The organism is Pseudoselenomonas ruminantium (assembly GCF_900142515.1).
GTDB classification, from domain to species: Bacteria; Bacillota; Negativicutes; order Selenomonadales; family Selenomonadaceae; genus Selenomonas_A; species Selenomonas_A ruminantium_D.
In genome coordinates, this window is the sequence record NZ_FRBC01000040.1 from 1 (window position 1) to 15825 (window position 15825).

Below are 15825 nucleotides of genomic sequence, written 5' to 3' on the forward strand. Positions count from 1 at the left end.
TAATTCAGATCAGGGCAGCCAGTTTACCAGTGATGACTACAAAGAACTGCTTCGTAAACTCAACATCCGTCAAAGCATGGATGGCCGGAGCCGCTGGGCTGACAACATCATGATTGAACGCTGGTTCCGCAGTCTCAAAACGGAGCAGCTCTATCCGAACGAATACCGAACGCCAAGAGAGCTTCGCCGTCTGATTAACCAATATGTAGATGATTACAACAACATACGGCCCCACGAAGCATTAGGCTACAAGGTTCCTAACGAATTCTATTTTGGTTGCTTCGCTGCGTAGGATAACTCTGTTCACTGACACTCTTAAAATTTTAGAATGTGGTCTTGACAAGGGGCCCATTATAGATAATCAGGGGCAATCTATCTTCCAGCTGCTTCCATTGCAGCAGCTTATCTGTAATTTTTCGTTTCAGCACTGATACCACTTCCTGTCTATATATTAGCATTAAAATACATTTTTTCAAGCGACTTTTAATGTACTATTACATTTTTTATAATGAGTTTTCGTGAGATATTACATTTTCTCAAGGAACTTTTTTAGATATAACAGCAAAAAGGACTGCCTTATACGCAGTCCCCTATATTACGCTTATTTAGATTCTTGCATAGAACTCATCACCATATGGACAAATCGATTTCTTTAGGAAAGAATCATAGAATTTTTTACTCCCGTAGAATTTCATCTTATAGGCAAGATAAAATGCGGTTTCACCAGCTGGCATAGATACACCGGTTTCAGCCCAGCTTCCCAGCGGTGGCAAGAATCGCCAACCATCTTTGCCGGTAGAATCAACATACATTTCCCTTAAATCCCAATTATAAAAGAACCTTGCTCTGCGTACCTCTGTTATTTTGCCTTTACCCCCACTGTAAAAATCCTGTTCGTTACCATAGGCACTCGTTGCTGTTACGATATTTACGCTGATAATATACTGCGGTGGCGCATATTTTTCTACATTTAGCGTTGTGCGGTCAACATACCATGCTACGCCCATGTGACCATCACATAATATTAGATTTCTATCGCCATTAAGGTAAGTCGGATAGTTTGCATTCGCTACAGATGCCAAGGACAATAACAGCAAACTAAAAACAGTTAATACTATTCGTTTCAACGTAATTCCTCCCATCCTCAATTTCCTGACATGTTTGCTGGGTAATTTACTTTAGTATATCTGCGGCTGCGTCCATTAGTTCTACTCCTGGAGCACAAGCCGGACAATCACAATACACTCCGCCTTTTGCTTTTACTTCTTTAGCATGGGAGGCAATCGCTGCAGCTTGTTCTTTGCCAAACAGCTCTTCTCCCTTGGCCGATGTAAAAAGCTCAATTACTTGGTCAATGGTGCATACATCCATTTTTATCTCGTCTAATAGCTTCTTGGCCTCATCTTTCTCCTCGGGCCTACCGAGGGCTTTTAGATACCGTTCGCCTGCCGTCTTCAGCTCAGCACAGCAGCTGGGAGCTGAAATCATCGCTTCGACTTTTTCCTTAATCGTGGCTTTATCCATACGTTTTTCCTCCAATCACGCATACTATCTCTTCGATTGAAGTTTCTACCTTCTATGCCTGAATCCTGCATATGGGAAAAATATTTTCAAGAATATCCCCGGCAGCATTTCAGCTCCCCTTAAAAATTCTTAAAGCCACTGCCTTCTTTTACGCCTACCGCACTATCCTGCTCCGTCATATTGTTCCTGTCCATGATTTTGAATGTCATCACCCGGTCTTCCACGAGCATTGCCCGCCGCTCTTTATCCAGCCGCAGCTGGTCGCCTGCGGCCTGTACCTGAGCATGGTTAGCAAGCAGCCTGCTGCGCCTTGTGATTTCGCTATCCATAAGGCCTTGCATTTGTGTTTCGGACTGCATAGCTTCCATATTGCCCTCTGCCACCCGCGAATTTTCGAGGATGTCATTCAGTGTTCCCATCCGCTCATCCAAATCCCCTTGGTTTTTCCGGGCATTTTCAATCCCTTCAGCAAATATCTTGGCCATCCAGCCATACTTATCATTGCTGTCATAGCCGGTTCTCAGCCATTTGCTGTTGTAATTCACAAAATAATTATCTCCCTGTAGCCAGTCCGGGATGCCAAAGTCTTTATTGCCATTTTCAATTTCAGCTAAAACAGAACTCCCCCTATTTCCCAGCCCCAGCATATCCCTTAGCCAGCGCATATTGCTGTCCATCAGGTTTGCCAGCCATCTCTCAAACTTATCGCCAAAGAGGATGCTCTTGATATGCCGCATATAGTCATAGACGTTTCCTTGCATAAGCTCGCGCAGCGCAAAAGGAGACGTCTATGACTATATGCGTAAGATATGCTGTCTTTGCTGTAATAATTTGCCGGGTCATAGGGCCTGTCTACGCCAGGAACAGAATATGCTTCAGATACTGAACCAAAGCCCAGGAACATAACCATAACACCTGCTGCCACAACGTGAACTATCTTCATAACCGGAACCCCCTTATCATTCCCTGCCGTTTGAAACGGAACCCATAGCCCGCAAACAGCTCCATAATCACCTTACAGTCCTCGTGACCAAATATCATAGCGGCAAGTGCCACCAGCATCATTTTTAGGAGAACTGTAAGCTTAATTGTCTTTTCTATTCTCGTACCGCCACTATTGATGACTTTTTGCCAGTAATCCTCATCCCACGATACTACAGAACCAGCGTTCCAGACGATGGCCACATCATGCCAGTTGCCATATTGCTCATAAAGCACCTGCATCTTATGCTTGGCCACCACATCCTGTACCTCCGGCGGCCATGGCATATCTGGCGCAGGGCTAATCCCAGCTTCAGCGCACCAGCTTTCCCAGTTGCTGTAGCTTATCTGATAAGCTCCATAGCCATATCCATCTGCCGATGGCGTATGGTAGGGATCTTCACAACCTCCAGTTTCAACCTGCCGAATAGCCGCAGCAAACTCTTCCACCGACTGGAAATTGCCAGCTGAAGCTACAGATTGCATGGTAGAATCAAAATAATCTTTGGGAACGGAATCTTTTAATGCGACCACCAGCACCAATGCGGTAACCGTCATCACCATGAGTTTTATCGTACTCATCACAAGTCCTGTTATGGCCGTAGCACCAAAACTTCTTGTTCCCTGAAACGGCGTGAAGCTAAAGCCCAGCAGACTAAATAATGCGGTGCAGTAAAACTCAATATAGGCCATAGCTATCATGATGCCAATATAGAAGAAGCATGCCAACACGCAGATGATGGCCAGCAAGCAGATAATCACCGTGGGCAAGTCTTCTGAGATAGGTTTTCCTTAATGCATGCAACCACAATTTCTCTGTCCCGGATGGTTAGACGGTTTTTGTCTGGGCAATCCGGAGAATAGACCTTAAATGCCATATCCCTTGATAACACAGCATCCAGATAAAGAGGAATTTTAGGTATGGCAAGTTCACAGGCCTGCATATGCAAGGTACTTTTCAGGTATGATAGCACTTCTTCCAGCTCCAGCACATGACTGCAAGCCCTACAGGAAGCTGTCTGCGTTCCAAGGCTCTGCAGCACCTTACGAAAATACTCCGCCTCATCCTCTTCGCCGCTACCAACACCTTCATAGAGATTATCTGCAGGGCTATTCCTGTTTTTATGGATTGGATTCCAGGAGAGGCAAATGGTATTTGAATCATCACCAAGGAAATGGTGCTGATCCAGCCATATACTCCACCCTTTAGGAAAATTTAAGTGCAGTCTTTCCACGGTCTTCTCACTCGAATTTCCATAACGGATAAATCCCATCAATGAGCCATCTTTATTTCTCACTACTTGCGGCAATATCAAGCCGCCCCAGGATAACCAGGAATAAATATTGCTGTAATCCTGCCGATAATCCTCCAGCATAGCTAAACCTCCATCAAACGTTATATGTCCGGCCTTGCTGCATATAACTTCTCAAGCATTCAAATGCATCTGCATCTTGCTTGGTTACATAAATCGTTGCAGCATGGATGGCAATATTTAATGGAATCACCCAGAAAAAATGAAACGACAATACAAAAACCCCGGCAACACAGATGTTGAATACAATCATGAATGGCGGCGCGCCCATAAGAAGTACCGGTTCCGTAAGGGCGCTAAATAAAGGCAGCCTGAACTCCATCCGCTTTTTCTCATTCGACAATGAACTCGCTCCTCACATCAGAAAAATAAACAGCCTGAAACATTGTCTGCCCCGAAAAGGCCAGCCAGAGTCGCTGCGCCACAGGCAATCGCCGTACCGAAAGCTCCTTTCATGGCTAAACGAGAGACATCACTTTGTCCTAAAGCATAAAGAGCGCCTCCTGTCGCGATGGATATAACAGCACCAGCCCTTGGGAGTGGCCCCGTAAGGTTGGCTTTCAGGCTCTCAATTCCGCTATCCCACGGCATGGTGGTAGATGCCATGCACTGGCTGGAAATCATCATCAGCCCCATACAAATCAGCATCCCTTTATTTTTATTAACCAACTTCTAGCCATTATTGAGCATCTTTTTCCCTAAAACCTTTGTTTTCATCTTGCTTCTTCTCGTCTCATTTTAGGTTTTACATGCAAAAAAAATGCCACAAACTTGCAACTTGCAAATTCATGACTCCTTTTTTCATTGACACTATTTTCAGGATAGAATAACAGAACATCTACTCTCATCCATAATTTCCTGTTACATACAAAGAAAACATACTAACAACAAAGCAAAAATCGCTGTGTAAACGTCACTCAATGCGTACTTAACATCACTTGAATATTCCAACTCTTTATATTATAATATACTAATAATTCGTAGCACTAATCTTGTTAGGAGATGTCTATAAATGTTCATAGAAATGCACAATGTAGGTTTTGGAGATTGTTTTAACATTACTAATAATAACCATCATTTAATAGTAGACTGTGGGTCGGTTAGATATAAAGGCAACCGACAACATCCTAAAACTTTTAAGGATTTTGTTGAGCATTGCATTATTCAGGAAATCAATATGAATCCAACCGATGATTACTCTGCACTAATAACACACTTTCATCAAGATCATTACCGCGGATTCAACCATATGAGCAAAGCATTTAACATGAAAAGTGTTTTTTCCTGCTTATATGTCCCCTATTTACTTGTAAAAGATTCCGCAACTAATGAACACTTTCTTTTAGATCAACTAATTTGCAGTTTTTTAATTTACGCAAATAGTTCTAATTATTATAAATTAGCCAATGATGCCTTAAATCATATTATAAATCTCGCGCCACTTTCTATAGATAACAATGTACAACACCTATGCTATGGAAGGAGTTTTTCTGTTTACAACAAAAGGTTCGATGTTCTTTGGCCAGACCCTACTTATACGTATCTTTCAGCCATAAACAACGAATCATCCTACGATATTATAGAAATCACAGGCGATGCATTGCGAACTATTCAGCATTCATCCTCCTTAGAAAACACAACCGATAGTATTTTTAAAATCAAGAAGGAACTTATAGAATTATTTAATAAATGGTATACATCTTACAACCATAATGATTTTTCAAAAGCCAACCGCATTGAATTAATTAATCGTATGAAAAATCCGCTAGATGAACTCTTAAAAATTAGACAAAGTATTAAGATGGATGATATTTGGAAATTTCGTCAATATTCAGCACTGGGAAAATCTCTAATTGACAGTGCAAATTCAACTAGCATTGTTTTCCAAGATAGAGACGGAAAGCTCCTTATGACTGGAGATATTACAACCAACATTATTGATAGAGTATTAATTTATCGATTTAACATTCAGCTTTATAAGATTCTAAAAGCACCACATCATGGCACACATAGTAACGATAGGCCCGCTACTCAGCACTATTCATCCCAACACCTTCCCTTTTCATCAAATCTTCTCATATCTAGTGGATATAAAACAAGATATAATCCGATAAGCCAGCATTATTCTACACACAGACTAAGCAATAAAACATCATGGTGCACTGCTGGAAAGAATCATTGCGACAATCTCAATAATAGATGTACTTGCAGTAATAATTCATGCAGAAATGACTATGTTGCGTTATTTTTTTAATTCGCTATAATCGAAAAACGCAGGTTGTTTATGACCTGCGTTTTTCATATACGTATTTCCTTTACCTGCGAGCTTCCCCACTCTTGAATGTGTATGTATGTGTTATCACTTCCCCAAGTGACATAGGCTATTCTACGACTATGGACTGGGGAAAACAATCCTCCAAAGGTAGCATTTATATCTCTCATTACTACCAAAGTAGTATTTCTTGAAATATCATTTTAGTTCGTGGGTAATGTAGCGTCCTTTCTCCCCATCATAGCCATCAATGCTCAGAATTTCTTCAACGATTCGTCCAGTGCCTTTGCGCCGCAAATAAACAATCACATCCACAGCCCCGGCAATGGTTTCCTGTTGAGGAGTTACCGACACTCTTGATACCAGTTGTTCCAGTCGCCTGAGCGTCAGCATGGCAGAACTACTGTGTACCGTTGAGCAGCCACCATCATGGCCGGTGTTCCATGCATCAAGGAGCGCCAGTGCCTCATCGCCCCTGACCTCCCCAACTACAATCCTATCCGGGGTGGCCCGCAGAGTATCATGGAGCAAATCGTTCATGCTGCAATTTTCCGTGACCTTCAGCGACAGATAGTTTCTAGCCGCACATTTAAGCTCCCGCGTATCTTCCAACAGCACAATCCGGTCATCGCTCTTGGATATCTCTGCCAGTATTGCATTAAGGAAGTGCCGCCCAGCAAGTCTTTCAGGGCGTCTTGGATATCAGTAGCGCTCTCGATGTTGTACTCTTGGAACAACTGCTGGATGATGGCACGCTTGCCATCGGTCATTTCTACTTTGTGAATCTCTTTTTTCTGTCTTGCCATGATAAAAGGCCTCCTATGATTTGATTATAGTTTATCATAGAAGACCTTATGTTTTCGAGGAAAATTCATTTACAGAGATTTTTTTCATACTCTCTAACTTTACGGGACATGGCGCTGGTTCAACCTTGCTACCTTGTGGGATACAGGCAAATCTCCCAAAGGCGGCCTAATCCTCTTTTCTTAATAAGACCAAATACCATAAGGAAACGCCGGGACAAGCACATTGCTCCCGGCGTTTCCTTATGACATCTTCTTATTCTGTTTCTGCGCATAAACATCTGTTGCAAAATCAATCATTTCTCCCCAGCTGCTAAACCGTGTAGTCTTGGCAACATGCTTATCCATCTGCTCTTCTGGAAGTTCCTCAAAATCTTGCTGGGATGTTATGTGGAATTTTCCACCCTGCAGGAATTTCTCAAAATTACGGTAGTTCGTATACTTGCGCATGAATGATTTATCGAATAAGTCCTCAAAATCTACCGACTGCGGCATCGCCCCCGGCAGCTGATAGTAACCTGTGATTTTTACCATGTAATTCTCCTCGTATCCAATTTAACTCCGCCTCTACACGATGGAGTCCAGCACTCTTTTCTTAGCATCAGGCGGGAGCTTATTCGCATCTTCTATAAGTTTCTGCTTGATTGCTTCACTTTCCTCCTCCGTAAGCCCGAGGAATTCGTCCACACTCATTTCGTAGAAGCTGGCGAGCCGGGCAATATCCTCTGACTTAGGCAGTACTTTCCCGGCTTCCCACTTGTCATACTTACCTAAGGTAATACCAACCCCCTTGGCGATTTCTTTTCTCGTGATGTCTTTGCTTCTTCTGATTTCCGGAAGCCTGCGCACAAAAAAGTTTGTTAGTATTTTATTGACCATTATATTCTCCTGCTTATCCTTTTATTTCAAAGGGCGTACCTTCATAATTCATAATACTCATGCTCTCTTCAACCACAGCAGCACATAACTCCCTAAGACGATTCTGTGCACGGAACAATTCTTCGTTGCTAATCGCTTTATCAATGGCCTCTATATCCCGCTTAGCACTTTCAGCCAGGTATATCACCTTACCTATTTTTTCTTTGCTGGTTGCCAGTGCTACAAGTGGTCGCTCCGAGTTTTCCCCCAGTACATTCGCTAGTGGACGAAATATATCTTCCGTCAGCACATTTGCAAACTCATTGACCTTAATCTTGTTGACTTTCAGTGATGCCTTGCAAAATTCATCCAGCTCAACAAATCTGGGCTTATTCCAATCATTCAATGCCCGTACCACACGCTTCGTCTGTTTCTTTATTCCAGCCAAGTCCATCCCTCCATAGTCATCTCATCAATCTTCCTGTACCGGCAGTCCAAATTCCTGTCTTAATGCCTGATAGCGTGCTAATTCCTTGTCTTTGACCGGCTTTGCTAAATCGTTGAAGGTATGGTGCATGACATCTGCATCCTTCAACACCTCATCCATTGGCTCATCCTTCACTAATTTGTCATCATGATGGTATATCGCTGAGCATATGATGTCAATCTCCCTTGGCTTGGCCAAGGCATTCCTCAGCAGGAGTTCTCTCGCCAAATCAGCCCCTCGATGCGCATGGTCATCATAGGTGCCATTGACATAGGCTGCGATGTCATGCAACATGGCTGCCATGCTGGCAAGTTCCGAATTCTCACCGCGTTTTTGCGCTATCACTGTGGCCGCGAGAGAAACGCCATAAAGATGCGCATAGGCGCTTTCCAGTTTTTCTGCGTCCGTTATGCTTTCGCGCAGTTTGTCGCCAACTATTTTTCTAAGTTCTTTTATTCTGCTCATGATGCCCTCCACACTATATTAACCTGCACGCTGTTACGATTTATCAACATTCAATCCCCTTACGCGCCTCGATGCCCTTAGCATAGTAGTGCTTAACTTCCTTCATTTCCGTAACCAGGTCAGCCCGCTCAATCAGCCAATCAGGAGCACATCTTCCGGTGAGCACCAATTCCGTACGCTTCGACACCTTTTCCAACAGTTCCTCAACAGCACTTCTGCCTATCAACCCAAAGTGCAGTGCCATATTGAGCTCATCCAGAATTACCAGCCCGTAATTTCCCGAAGATACTGCTCTTTTCACTTCATCAAAACCGACTTTTATAAGTTCAACATAATCTTGCGGAGGCTTTCCCTTCGGAAATACCACTACGTTATCTCCCAGCTTATCCCGTAACTCGTTGCTTAAGGTTCCTTCTTCCGCAACGAAAAACGGTTTGCCACTGGTTTTTAATGTAAGCTCAGGCGCAAAGCCCTGAAGTATCTTCTGCTCGCTGTAGGCCAGGCTCTTCATGAACTGCATGATGTAGACTTTCCTGCCTGCCCCTAATGCCCTGATGGCAAGCCCTATAGCTGCTGTGGTCTTTCCCTTGCCATTTCCTGTATATACCTGAAGCATCACGCTTCCCCCCTGATTAGCTCTGCGACATTGATTTTCTTATGCCTGTACATCCCTTTTTCCGATGACACCGGCTATTTTCTTGAGGTTCCGTTGTCACAACCGATGTTAATAATTAACATCCATTTGCATTAAGTCTAACAGATTCTGAAAACAAAATAAAGCTATTCCCCTTGGTACAACAATCTATATGGATGAGAATCAGGAAGTCGAAATTCATGTCCTGCTGCCGGCAATACTCCGTAGCATTCAGACAGCTCTGCTGTGGGGCAAGAATAACTTGCTTCCAATATGCCAGGAATTGCCGATGCTTGATTTGTTGTATCTTTGACAAAGAAAGACCTCCCTTGTGAGATTTTGACTAAAATGGCTTTTTCATCTGCCTTATTTTAGTTAATGATCTCACTGGGAAGGCCTTATTTAAATACACTGTATTATTAGCGGTTACTCTTAACCTACTTTATTCTTCGGCTTTAAAATTAAAAACTGGCTTGATTATTTTGACCACTTCTGCTGTGGGCTCTATGTGTTTCAGAATATCGTCCATGGATTTATAGGCCATCGGGGCCTCATCTACAGTATTTTTGCTGACACACGTGGTAAAGATTCCCTGCATGGATTCTTTATAAGCCTTCATAGGAATGAAATTTCGAGCTTCTTTACGACTCATCAGACGTCCGGCTCCATGGGGAGCAGATTGATTCCAATCGTCGTTTCCTTTGCCCATGCAAATCAGGGAACCATCACGCATATTGATTGGAATCAGTATTTGCTGTCCTTTACGTGCAGCTACCGCTCCCTTACGTAAGATCATAGCCTCAGTATCTATGTAGTTATGTACGGTAGTAAACTCATCTACAGTCTTTAGCTTCATTTGCTTTATAATGGTCTGTGCCATAGCCTTGCGGTTCAGCATAGCAAATTCCTGAGTGATTTTCATGTCGTGAATATAATCATCAAAAAGCTTGCCGGACACATATGCCATGGCCTGTGGGATAACCTGATCTCTTATGGTAGCTTTACGCTCTTTTATGGCTGACGCAATTTCCTGTTCACGATTTTCTGCCTTAAGCTCATCAATCAGCTGTTGCAAGCTGGCCTTATCAGCACCGGCTAAATGTTCATAACCAGCTTGTTGATAATATTCTGCCACCTCTACCCCTAAATGTCGGCTGCCAGAATGAATGACTAGATATAAGTTGCCTTCCTCATCCTTGTCTACCTCGATAAAGTGATTTCCTCCCCCCAGAGTGCCAATGCTTCTGTAAGCACGGTCATATCCTTGTTTGCCAAAACGCAGCTGGGTCAAATCAATCTGTGAAGCAAAGGAATGTTCCCTTCCTGCCTCGCGTATTGCGCTACCGCAGGGAATATATTTACGAATTACGCTATCCAGCTTGGTGAAGTCTATACGCTTATCTTTTAATTTTACCGTTTCCATACCGCAGCCAATGTCTACACCGACCATGTTAGGTACCACCTTGTCATGGATGGTCATCGTCGTACCAATGGTGCAGCCTTTGCCTGCATGAACATCGGGCATCACACGAATCTTACATTCCGTGAGATAGGATGCATTGCAGACAGCCTCCAGCTGGCCAGTAGTAGCTGTATCCAAATTGTCCGTATATACTAAAGCTTCATTGCACGTTCCTTTAATTGTTATCATAGATCATACCTCAAGTTTACCAATCTATCACGAGTCTTAAAAAATCTATTGTTTTTCTATCCAAGAATGCACTATAAGAGCATGATGTTCACGTCATCAGCATATTCAGCAGTTCATCCTCAGCACTTGGCTTTATCCTGTACTGATTAGATACGATTCCATTCCTTGTCGTAGTTACCAGCATTGACCCATCTGGTAAAATACGCCTGGAAATTTGCGTGAGAGAATTTAAGAGGGCCGTCAGCCGTGCATCATCATAATCGTCGCCCTTGACAAGCCCCATTGCAGATCCTGTTGCCTCCAGTGCCGCCCTTTGGTTCTGCGTGGCTTCGTAAATCCTGCCCGCTTCCTGTACTTGGGCCTGTTCTTCCGGCGTGGCACTGACCATGTACTTGTCGAGTATCCTCTGCCACATATCACATTCATCTTTAATGATATCCGTAAAACTCTGCTCATTGCCGCATACAAGGCTACCTTCGTAGGCATGTTTTGCTGCCCGCAATGTAAGCTCTATCGTACCAGCAAAGCCCAAACTCTCCATGCGACTGTTTTCAAAGGCTCCTTCATCCTCTCTCCAGCCCTGACCTACGGTCAATCCCCAATAGTCACCAAAAGCTAAGGCATCTCCAATTCTTGTCAGCATAGGTGCTCTTTTCTCACAGTCCATCGGTCCTACAAGATCACACCAGAGCAATTTTTGCGCATCAGTGGCATTGTCCGGTGGAAAATGTACGTCAACTCCATCTGTACAAAAACAATTGTATCGAATTTTGTAGAACTCATCTTCAGAAATAGTAAATTTCCGCACCTGCTGGGCATTCTTCAGTGCCTCTGCAAAACCGGATGCATTCACGCTATCAGGCCCCTGCGTAAACCGCGAGTTTCCAATCTTCGCACATTCTATATCAGAAGCCTGTCCTAGCATAACACTATTAACCGTTTTCCCCATCTTCTCCCCCCCTTTGCTTTTAAGATTGATAAACTCTTCTTCTCTTTCCTCTCAGTTAGCTGAGGTATCACTTGCTCCACATAGTATATCGTAGAAATACAGCTTTTCTATAAGGCATGCCTGTAATTTTATCTGGCTTACTATTCATCTCCATCCCCCAATCCGATATCATATTCTCCGTTTGAACGCATTTATTACTTGCTTACGAAGTTTAGGCCGTTCAAATAAGATTTCCTGCAACTCTCTCTGCGGTATATACCGATTGATAAAATCCCTTGTATCAAATTGCAGATTAGTTCTGGGTGGTGGTATCCATAGCGGATTTGCTTGGTTAAACATCTCCATGAATATTTCAGCAGTTATATCCTTAGGCTCTTCATACTGAGGTTTGCGATGCACTGTATGAACCTTTTCCGGCCTAGCTTTATGACCACTGCTCCAAAGATTTTCACCATAATAGGCATACCGCCCTTCCGCAAACGTAAAAAAGTCTATATACCTTTCCTTGGGGATTTGAGCCAAAATTTCTCTCGCCTTAGGATAATCTGTCCGGATGACAGGTGGAATCCCCAGTTCTTCAGTCAATATCACGCCCCCACGGCACACATTTCCCCGTCCATGATATATTTGCGCTCTGCAAATCAAAAAATCTTTTACATAATGCAACTCTGGTCGTATATCAATGTAACGTTCCACAAGATCAGCCGTGATATTGATATGATTGCAAATCTGGTTGGTAGATGCCCCCTGCGGAACATAAGGGCGAATGTCTGTATACGTGACATAATCAAGATTTTGATTTGCCACATAGTAACCACGTATAATAAACGGCTTATCCTTTGCAGACAGCGCCAACAGCGTATTTCTCATATAATTGCGCCTATCCAGCTTTTTGGACATCCTAAGCCTCCTAACATTACAAACCATCACAACATATTTCAAACATTTTCTTCTTTATCATTACAATCTTATTTTTTGGCGTCTGTTTAGCTCCGCAAGGATAGTAAGGTCTTCTTCCTTAACCTCTTTCCCACTCCGATTAAGCGTCCCCAAGGCGATATTCTTATTCTCACCGTGATAATCACTGCCACCGCTAATGTAGAGGTTATGTTTCTTCGCAACGGCCAGAAGCGATTCAATCTGCGCTTCATCAAAGTCCGAATAATAGCATTCTATTCCCTGCAGGCCTGCCTCCAGCAGTATATGCAGCTGCTTATCAAAATCTGCATCATTCATATCCCGCTTGGTATAGCCACCATAGGGATGCGCCCATGCCGGAATACCTCCGGCTGACAATATCGCCTGTATTGCTTCTCTTGCATCTATACGGATGCCATTCGTATTGCAGGACTTGATATACATATCGACGGCCTGCTTTTCATCAGCTGCCTTCCCCATGGAAACCAGTATTTTCCCTAAGCAATCCTTCCAATCACCGTTGGCACGATCCAGTAAATCTATGCGTGCATCTTCATCTATCTCAATTTGATGCTCCTTTGCAATATACTCCAAGTGGCGCTCTACTACTTCCTGCCTTTTTTTCATGGCCTTATGTACCATGTTTCCAAATTGCCGCACATCCTTATTGAAACCATATCCCAGAATATGGCAATTCCTGACCTCAGTAATGCAACTCACTTCAATGCCCCGTATAAAAGCCATGTCATCCGGAACCCAATATTCCATACTACAGATACCATCGATTGTATCATGGTCAGTAACCGCAAAAATCTTGATACCGGCAGATCTCAGCTTTTTCAAAAGTTTTTCCGCGCTGTCCGTCCCATCAGAGGCATTTGTATGCACATGCAAATCAATCACAGTCATCCTCCTTCGCACTTCCGTTCTTCGTTAATGACAATTATACCGCTACCAAGGATTTTTTTCTATAACTACAAAGGCAATGTTATAGATTACACATTTTGACTTTTTGACATTTATATGACATAGTGTTACTCATACTTATGACTATGTTATCATAGTTATCGCTCTCAGGAGGTTCTATTTTGATTTTCATTAACAATACGCCCATATTCTACCTTGCCCGGAAGGTTTTATTTGACAGCACCATCGGACTGTCCTTCCTCTTTGTCATAGCCACAACACTTTTTGTCTATATCGAATTTAATGTAAACTGGATAATGCCCCCTTCAACAGCATAGTTGCCCTGTTGCTTTCCCTGGCCTGCCTGCGCAGCTACCATAACAATATCCAGTATTACACAGCTGTCCGCCAGGAATGCGTTGATAACATAAACCGCATTCTTCATACCGCTCCTGACAATCTCTCCGAGGATGAGCAAAAGATCCATTCCGACATCTTCTATGCCCGCCAGCGTGGCCTGATGCCAGTTCTAATTTCAGATTCATTCTTCACCTTTTCGCACTTCATCCTCAGCAGATCTATACAAGTCTGCCAGTAATACATCCGTTATATCATCTATACACCCCATAAAATCTGGCAGCTCATCATAAACCGAATGATTCATTGAATGACTACATGCATAAATCCATGTCAACCATATCTCTATAAATGTATATCTATCCAACAGTTCACTGCATTTAGCCACCAACTGGTCTTTATTCAAAAAATCGCCATGTTCTACATCATATTTTAACTGCTCCCAAATCGTCGGATAATTTCCATAGAAAACGCTTTCCTCTTCACGTGAAAATGCATATATCTCATCAAACAATCGTATATACAATCCTGTAGCAATTTTTTCGGCCAGTTTTTCATACATTTTACTTACATCATTTACTTCTGACAGTTCATCCGGCTCCTCACCTTTTTTCAAGTTATAATACCAATCATAATCATGCATAACTGGTTTACCTCCATCCATAAATAACGGGTACATCTATCACAGAATAAGCCACTCTTAAATATTTCGATGTGCATTCCGGCATTATAAAATACTACTCTAATTTCCAATATTTTTCATTATGCAATCCCTTCTCCCGATAATAGTATTCTACAGTTTCTTTTACCAAGTCTATATCCACACAGTATCGACTCCATTATTAGTTCTTCCCAAGGGGAGCAATCCTTCAGAAAAATCTTTCAGTGAAGCTCTATATGCCTCCAGGACTTTTTGCCAGCTTTAAATAAATTAAAGCCATCAATCTCACACCACGGACTATAATACCGCTTCATATAGCCAGGATACTCGCCCCGCACATGCATATCGCCAAAGAAATCGTTGAAATGGTCGAAAAGCCCAACCGGCAGAACACCACTCCGCCATCGTCCCCATATTGCATTACCTGCAAAACAACAGCAGCCAGCTTACCCTGCACCAGTTGGCCCAACACTTCTCTTACAGTGACCGACAGATGACCAGGCTCTTGGTACAAAATACCAGTCAGAATTTTACCCAGCTCCTGCAGCGGCTGAAGCTGGAAAAAGCCCGCACATACCTTGCCCACAGCCATCTTCCCGTCCAGGAGATCATCAACCGTTGCGGCTACAGTAACCCCACCTATTTCTACAAACTCTTTGCCCAGCAATATAAAATGACGCCGGCAGATTACCGGCGTCAGCAACAAATCAACAGAAATTAAATTGGCTCCATGCTGTATTTATAAACAAACTTAGCAATATATGTTAAATATCTTTATAAATTTTGTTGCTCATTAACTGCTCTCGACAAGCCGAGTATCGGATTAGTCCGAACCAAGCAAGCGGTCTACGCAGCAACTACCACAACTGGACGCAGCACTACGCCCTCTACCTCATAGGCTTATGCTATTTGAGGTTACTTGTTTTTGCTATTTTCATGTAGGCGGCTTTGCCGCTGAACGAGGTGTCTACGTCAACCTTGGACATTTTTACAAGCCGTAAGGGCGATGTCTCCTCGAATACGTAGAAACGAGGCTCTTTTCTCGG

22 protein-coding genes and 1 pseudogene are annotated in these 15825 nt (G+C 43.0%); 3 read left to right on the forward strand and 20 right to left on the reverse strand.

Annotated elements, in window-relative coordinates:
- The coding region (locus BUB68_RS14050) for an integrase core domain-containing protein (protein ID WP_143188182.1) at positions 1 to 292 on the forward strand (292 nt) is incomplete at its 5' end.
- 313 nt (positions 293 to 605) lie between these two features.
- On the opposite strand, the gene BUB68_RS14055 is transcribed toward BUB68_RS14050, so the two are convergent.
- The 7 genes from BUB68_RS14055 to BUB68_RS14085 form a co-directional block, all read right to left on the reverse strand.
- Positions 606 to 1127, reverse strand: a complete 522-nt coding sequence (locus BUB68_RS14055) for a hypothetical protein (RefSeq protein ID WP_037355197.1) — start codon at positions 1125 to 1127, stop codon at positions 606 to 608.
- A 46-nt stretch (positions 1128 to 1173) separates the two neighbouring features.
- Entirely contained in the window at positions 1174 to 1524 is a 351-nt protein-coding gene (locus BUB68_RS14060; protein ID WP_073092732.1) for a heat-shock protein Hsp90, read from the reverse strand.
- A 119-nt stretch (positions 1525 to 1643) separates the two neighbouring features.
- Complete coding sequence (locus BUB68_RS14065) at positions 1644 to 2285, reverse strand: hypothetical protein (protein ID WP_143188183.1); 642 nt, start codon at positions 2283 to 2285, stop codon at positions 1644 to 1646.
- A gap of 178 nt (positions 2286 to 2463) precedes the next feature.
- Positions 2464 to 3267: a lysozyme family protein gene (locus tag BUB68_RS14070; RefSeq protein WP_143188184.1), complete on the reverse strand. Its 804-nt coding sequence runs from the start codon at positions 3265 to 3267 to the stop codon at positions 2464 to 2466.
- The gene (locus BUB68_RS14075) at positions 3264 to 3881 is read right to left on the reverse strand and encodes a hypothetical protein (RefSeq protein WP_073092741.1); all 618 of its coding nucleotides are present in this window, start codon (positions 3879 to 3881) and stop codon (positions 3264 to 3266) included. Before BUB68_RS14075 ends, BUB68_RS14070 begins: the two co-directional genes overlap by 4 nt.
- Before the next feature lie 13 nt (positions 3882 to 3894).
- Positions 3895 to 4161, reverse strand: a complete 267-nt coding sequence (locus BUB68_RS14080; protein ID WP_073092744.1) for a VirB3 family type IV secretion system protein — start codon at positions 4159 to 4161, stop codon at positions 3895 to 3897.
- A gap of 17 nt (positions 4162 to 4178) precedes the next feature.
- Positions 4179 to 4466, reverse strand: coding sequence for a TrbC/VirB2 family type IV secretion system protein (locus BUB68_RS14085; protein WP_305887658.1), 288 nt, complete (start codon positions 4464 to 4466; stop codon positions 4179 to 4181).
- Positions 4467 to 4830: 364 nt separating this feature from the next.
- Here BUB68_RS14085 and BUB68_RS14090 point away from each other — a divergent pair, with 364 nt between their 5' ends.
- Positions 4831 to 6072: a ComEC/Rec2 family competence protein gene (locus tag BUB68_RS14090; protein ID WP_073092750.1), complete on the forward strand. Its 1242-nt coding sequence runs from the start codon at positions 4831 to 4833 to the stop codon at positions 6070 to 6072.
- A gap of 216 nt (positions 6073 to 6288) precedes the next feature.
- Here BUB68_RS14090 and BUB68_RS14095 read toward each other — a convergent pair whose 3' ends face one another.
- From BUB68_RS14095 to BUB68_RS14160, 13 genes and pseudogenes are all read right to left on the reverse strand, one after another.
- On the reverse strand, positions 6289 to 6708 hold the full coding sequence (locus BUB68_RS14095) for an ATPase, T2SS/T4P/T4SS family (RefSeq protein WP_256625991.1): 420 nt from the start codon (positions 6706 to 6708) through the stop codon (positions 6289 to 6291).
- Between the two features lie 47 nt (positions 6709 to 6755).
- Positions 6756 to 6896 (reverse strand): annotated as a pseudogene (locus BUB68_RS15910) (IS256 family transposase); the annotation flags it as partial.
- 240 nt (positions 6897 to 7136) lie between these two features.
- A complete protein-coding gene (locus tag BUB68_RS14105) occupies positions 7137 to 7427 on the reverse strand; it encodes a hypothetical protein (protein ID WP_073092755.1) in 291 nt (96 codons plus the stop codon).
- A 33-nt stretch (positions 7428 to 7460) separates the two neighbouring features.
- Positions 7461 to 7772: a helix-turn-helix domain-containing protein gene (locus tag BUB68_RS14110; protein ID WP_073092757.1), complete on the reverse strand. Its 312-nt coding sequence runs from the start codon at positions 7770 to 7772 to the stop codon at positions 7461 to 7463.
- Positions 7773 to 7785: 13 nt separating this feature from the next.
- Positions 7786 to 8199 carry a hypothetical protein gene (locus BUB68_RS14115; RefSeq protein ID WP_073092760.1) on the reverse strand — a complete coding sequence of 138 codons (414 nt, stop codon included), beginning with the start codon at positions 8197 to 8199 and terminating at the stop codon, positions 7786 to 7788.
- A gap of 24 nt (positions 8200 to 8223) precedes the next feature.
- Positions 8224 to 8703: an HD domain-containing protein gene (locus tag BUB68_RS14120; RefSeq protein WP_073092762.1), complete on the reverse strand. Its 480-nt coding sequence runs from the start codon at positions 8701 to 8703 to the stop codon at positions 8224 to 8226.
- A gap of 43 nt (positions 8704 to 8746) precedes the next feature.
- Positions 8747 to 9319, reverse strand: a complete 573-nt coding sequence (locus tag BUB68_RS14125; RefSeq protein ID WP_073092765.1) for a cob(I)yrinic acid a,c-diamide adenosyltransferase — start codon at positions 9317 to 9319, stop codon at positions 8747 to 8749.
- 460 nt (positions 9320 to 9779) lie between these two features.
- Positions 9780 to 10988 (reverse strand): RtcB family protein, encoded by a 1209-nt coding sequence (locus BUB68_RS14135; RefSeq protein ID WP_073092770.1) that lies wholly within the window; start codon positions 10986 to 10988, stop codon positions 9780 to 9782.
- A gap of 88 nt (positions 10989 to 11076) precedes the next feature.
- The gene (locus BUB68_RS14140; RefSeq protein WP_073092772.1) at positions 11077 to 11937 is read right to left on the reverse strand and encodes a hypothetical protein; all 861 of its coding nucleotides are present in this window, start codon (positions 11935 to 11937) and stop codon (positions 11077 to 11079) included.
- 168 nt (positions 11938 to 12105) lie between these two features.
- Positions 12106 to 12837, reverse strand: coding sequence for a hypothetical protein (locus BUB68_RS14145; RefSeq protein WP_073092774.1), 732 nt, complete (start codon positions 12835 to 12837; stop codon positions 12106 to 12108).
- Positions 12838 to 12897: 60 nt separating this feature from the next.
- Complete coding sequence (locus tag BUB68_RS14150; RefSeq protein WP_178139549.1) at positions 12898 to 13758, reverse strand: PHP domain-containing protein; 861 nt, start codon at positions 13756 to 13758, stop codon at positions 12898 to 12900.
- 292 nt (positions 13759 to 14050) lie between these two features.
- The gene (locus tag BUB68_RS14155; RefSeq protein WP_073092779.1) at positions 14051 to 14248 is read right to left on the reverse strand and encodes a hypothetical protein; all 198 of its coding nucleotides are present in this window, start codon (positions 14246 to 14248) and stop codon (positions 14051 to 14053) included.
- A 54-nt stretch (positions 14249 to 14302) separates the two neighbouring features.
- Positions 14303 to 14761: a hypothetical protein gene (locus BUB68_RS14160; RefSeq protein ID WP_073092781.1), complete on the reverse strand. Its 459-nt coding sequence runs from the start codon at positions 14759 to 14761 to the stop codon at positions 14303 to 14305.
- A gap of 511 nt (positions 14762 to 15272) precedes the next feature.
- Here BUB68_RS14160 and BUB68_RS14165 point away from each other — a divergent pair.
- Entirely contained in the window at positions 15273 to 15500 is a 228-nt protein-coding gene (locus BUB68_RS14165) for a helix-turn-helix domain-containing protein (RefSeq protein WP_256625994.1), read from the forward strand.
- Positions 15501 to 15825: the final 325 nt, after the last annotated feature.

Coding starts and splice junctions, on each gene's coding strand:
- BUB68_RS14060 (WP_073092732.1), bottom strand. CDS start 1,524: ATGGATAAAGCCACGATTAAGGAAAAAGTCGAAGCGATGATTTCAGCT.
- BUB68_RS14065 (WP_143188183.1), bottom strand. CDS start 2,285: ATGCAAGGAAACGTCTATGACTATATGCGGCATATCAAGAGCATCCTC.
- BUB68_RS14075 (WP_073092741.1), bottom strand. CDS start 3,881: ATGCTGGAGGATTATCGGCAGGATTACAGCAATATTTATTCCTGGTTA.
- BUB68_RS14085 (WP_305887658.1), bottom strand. CDS start 4,466: ATGCTGATTTGTATGGGGCTGATGATGATTTCCAGCCAGTGCATGGCA.
- BUB68_RS14090 (WP_073092750.1), top strand. CDS start 4,831: ATGTTCATAGAAATGCACAATGTAGGTTTTGGAGATTGTTTTAACATT.
- BUB68_RS14105 (WP_073092755.1), bottom strand. CDS start 7,427: ATGGTAAAAATCACAGGTTACTATCAGCTGCCGGGGGCGATGCCGCAG.
- BUB68_RS14110 (WP_073092757.1), bottom strand. CDS start 7,772: ATGGTCAATAAAATACTAACAAACTTTTTTGTGCGCAGGCTTCCGGAA.
- BUB68_RS14120 (WP_073092762.1), bottom strand. CDS start 8,703: ATGAGCAGAATAAAAGAACTTAGAAAAATAGTTGGCGACAAACTGCGC.
- BUB68_RS14125 (WP_073092765.1), bottom strand. CDS start 9,319: ATGCTTCAGGTATATACAGGAAATGGCAAGGGAAAGACCACAGCAGCT.
- BUB68_RS14135 (WP_073092770.1), bottom strand. CDS start 10,988: ATGATAACAATTAAAGGAACGTGCAATGAAGCTTTAGTATATACGGAC.
- BUB68_RS14140 (WP_073092772.1), bottom strand. CDS start 11,937: ATGGGGAAAACGGTTAATAGTGTTATGCTAGGACAGGCTTCTGATATA.
- BUB68_RS14145 (WP_073092774.1), bottom strand. CDS start 12,837: ATGTCCAAAAAGCTGGATAGGCGCAATTATATGAGAAATACGCTGTTG.
- BUB68_RS14155 (WP_073092779.1), bottom strand. CDS start 14,248: ATGGATCTTTTGCTCATCCTCGGAGAGATTGTCAGGAGCGGTATGAAG.
- BUB68_RS14160 (WP_073092781.1), bottom strand. CDS start 14,761: ATGCATGATTATGATTGGTATTATAACTTGAAAAAAGGTGAGGAGCCG.
- BUB68_RS14165 (WP_256625994.1), top strand. CDS start 15,273: ATGACCAGGCTCTTGGTACAAAATACCAGTCAGAATTTTACCCAGCTC.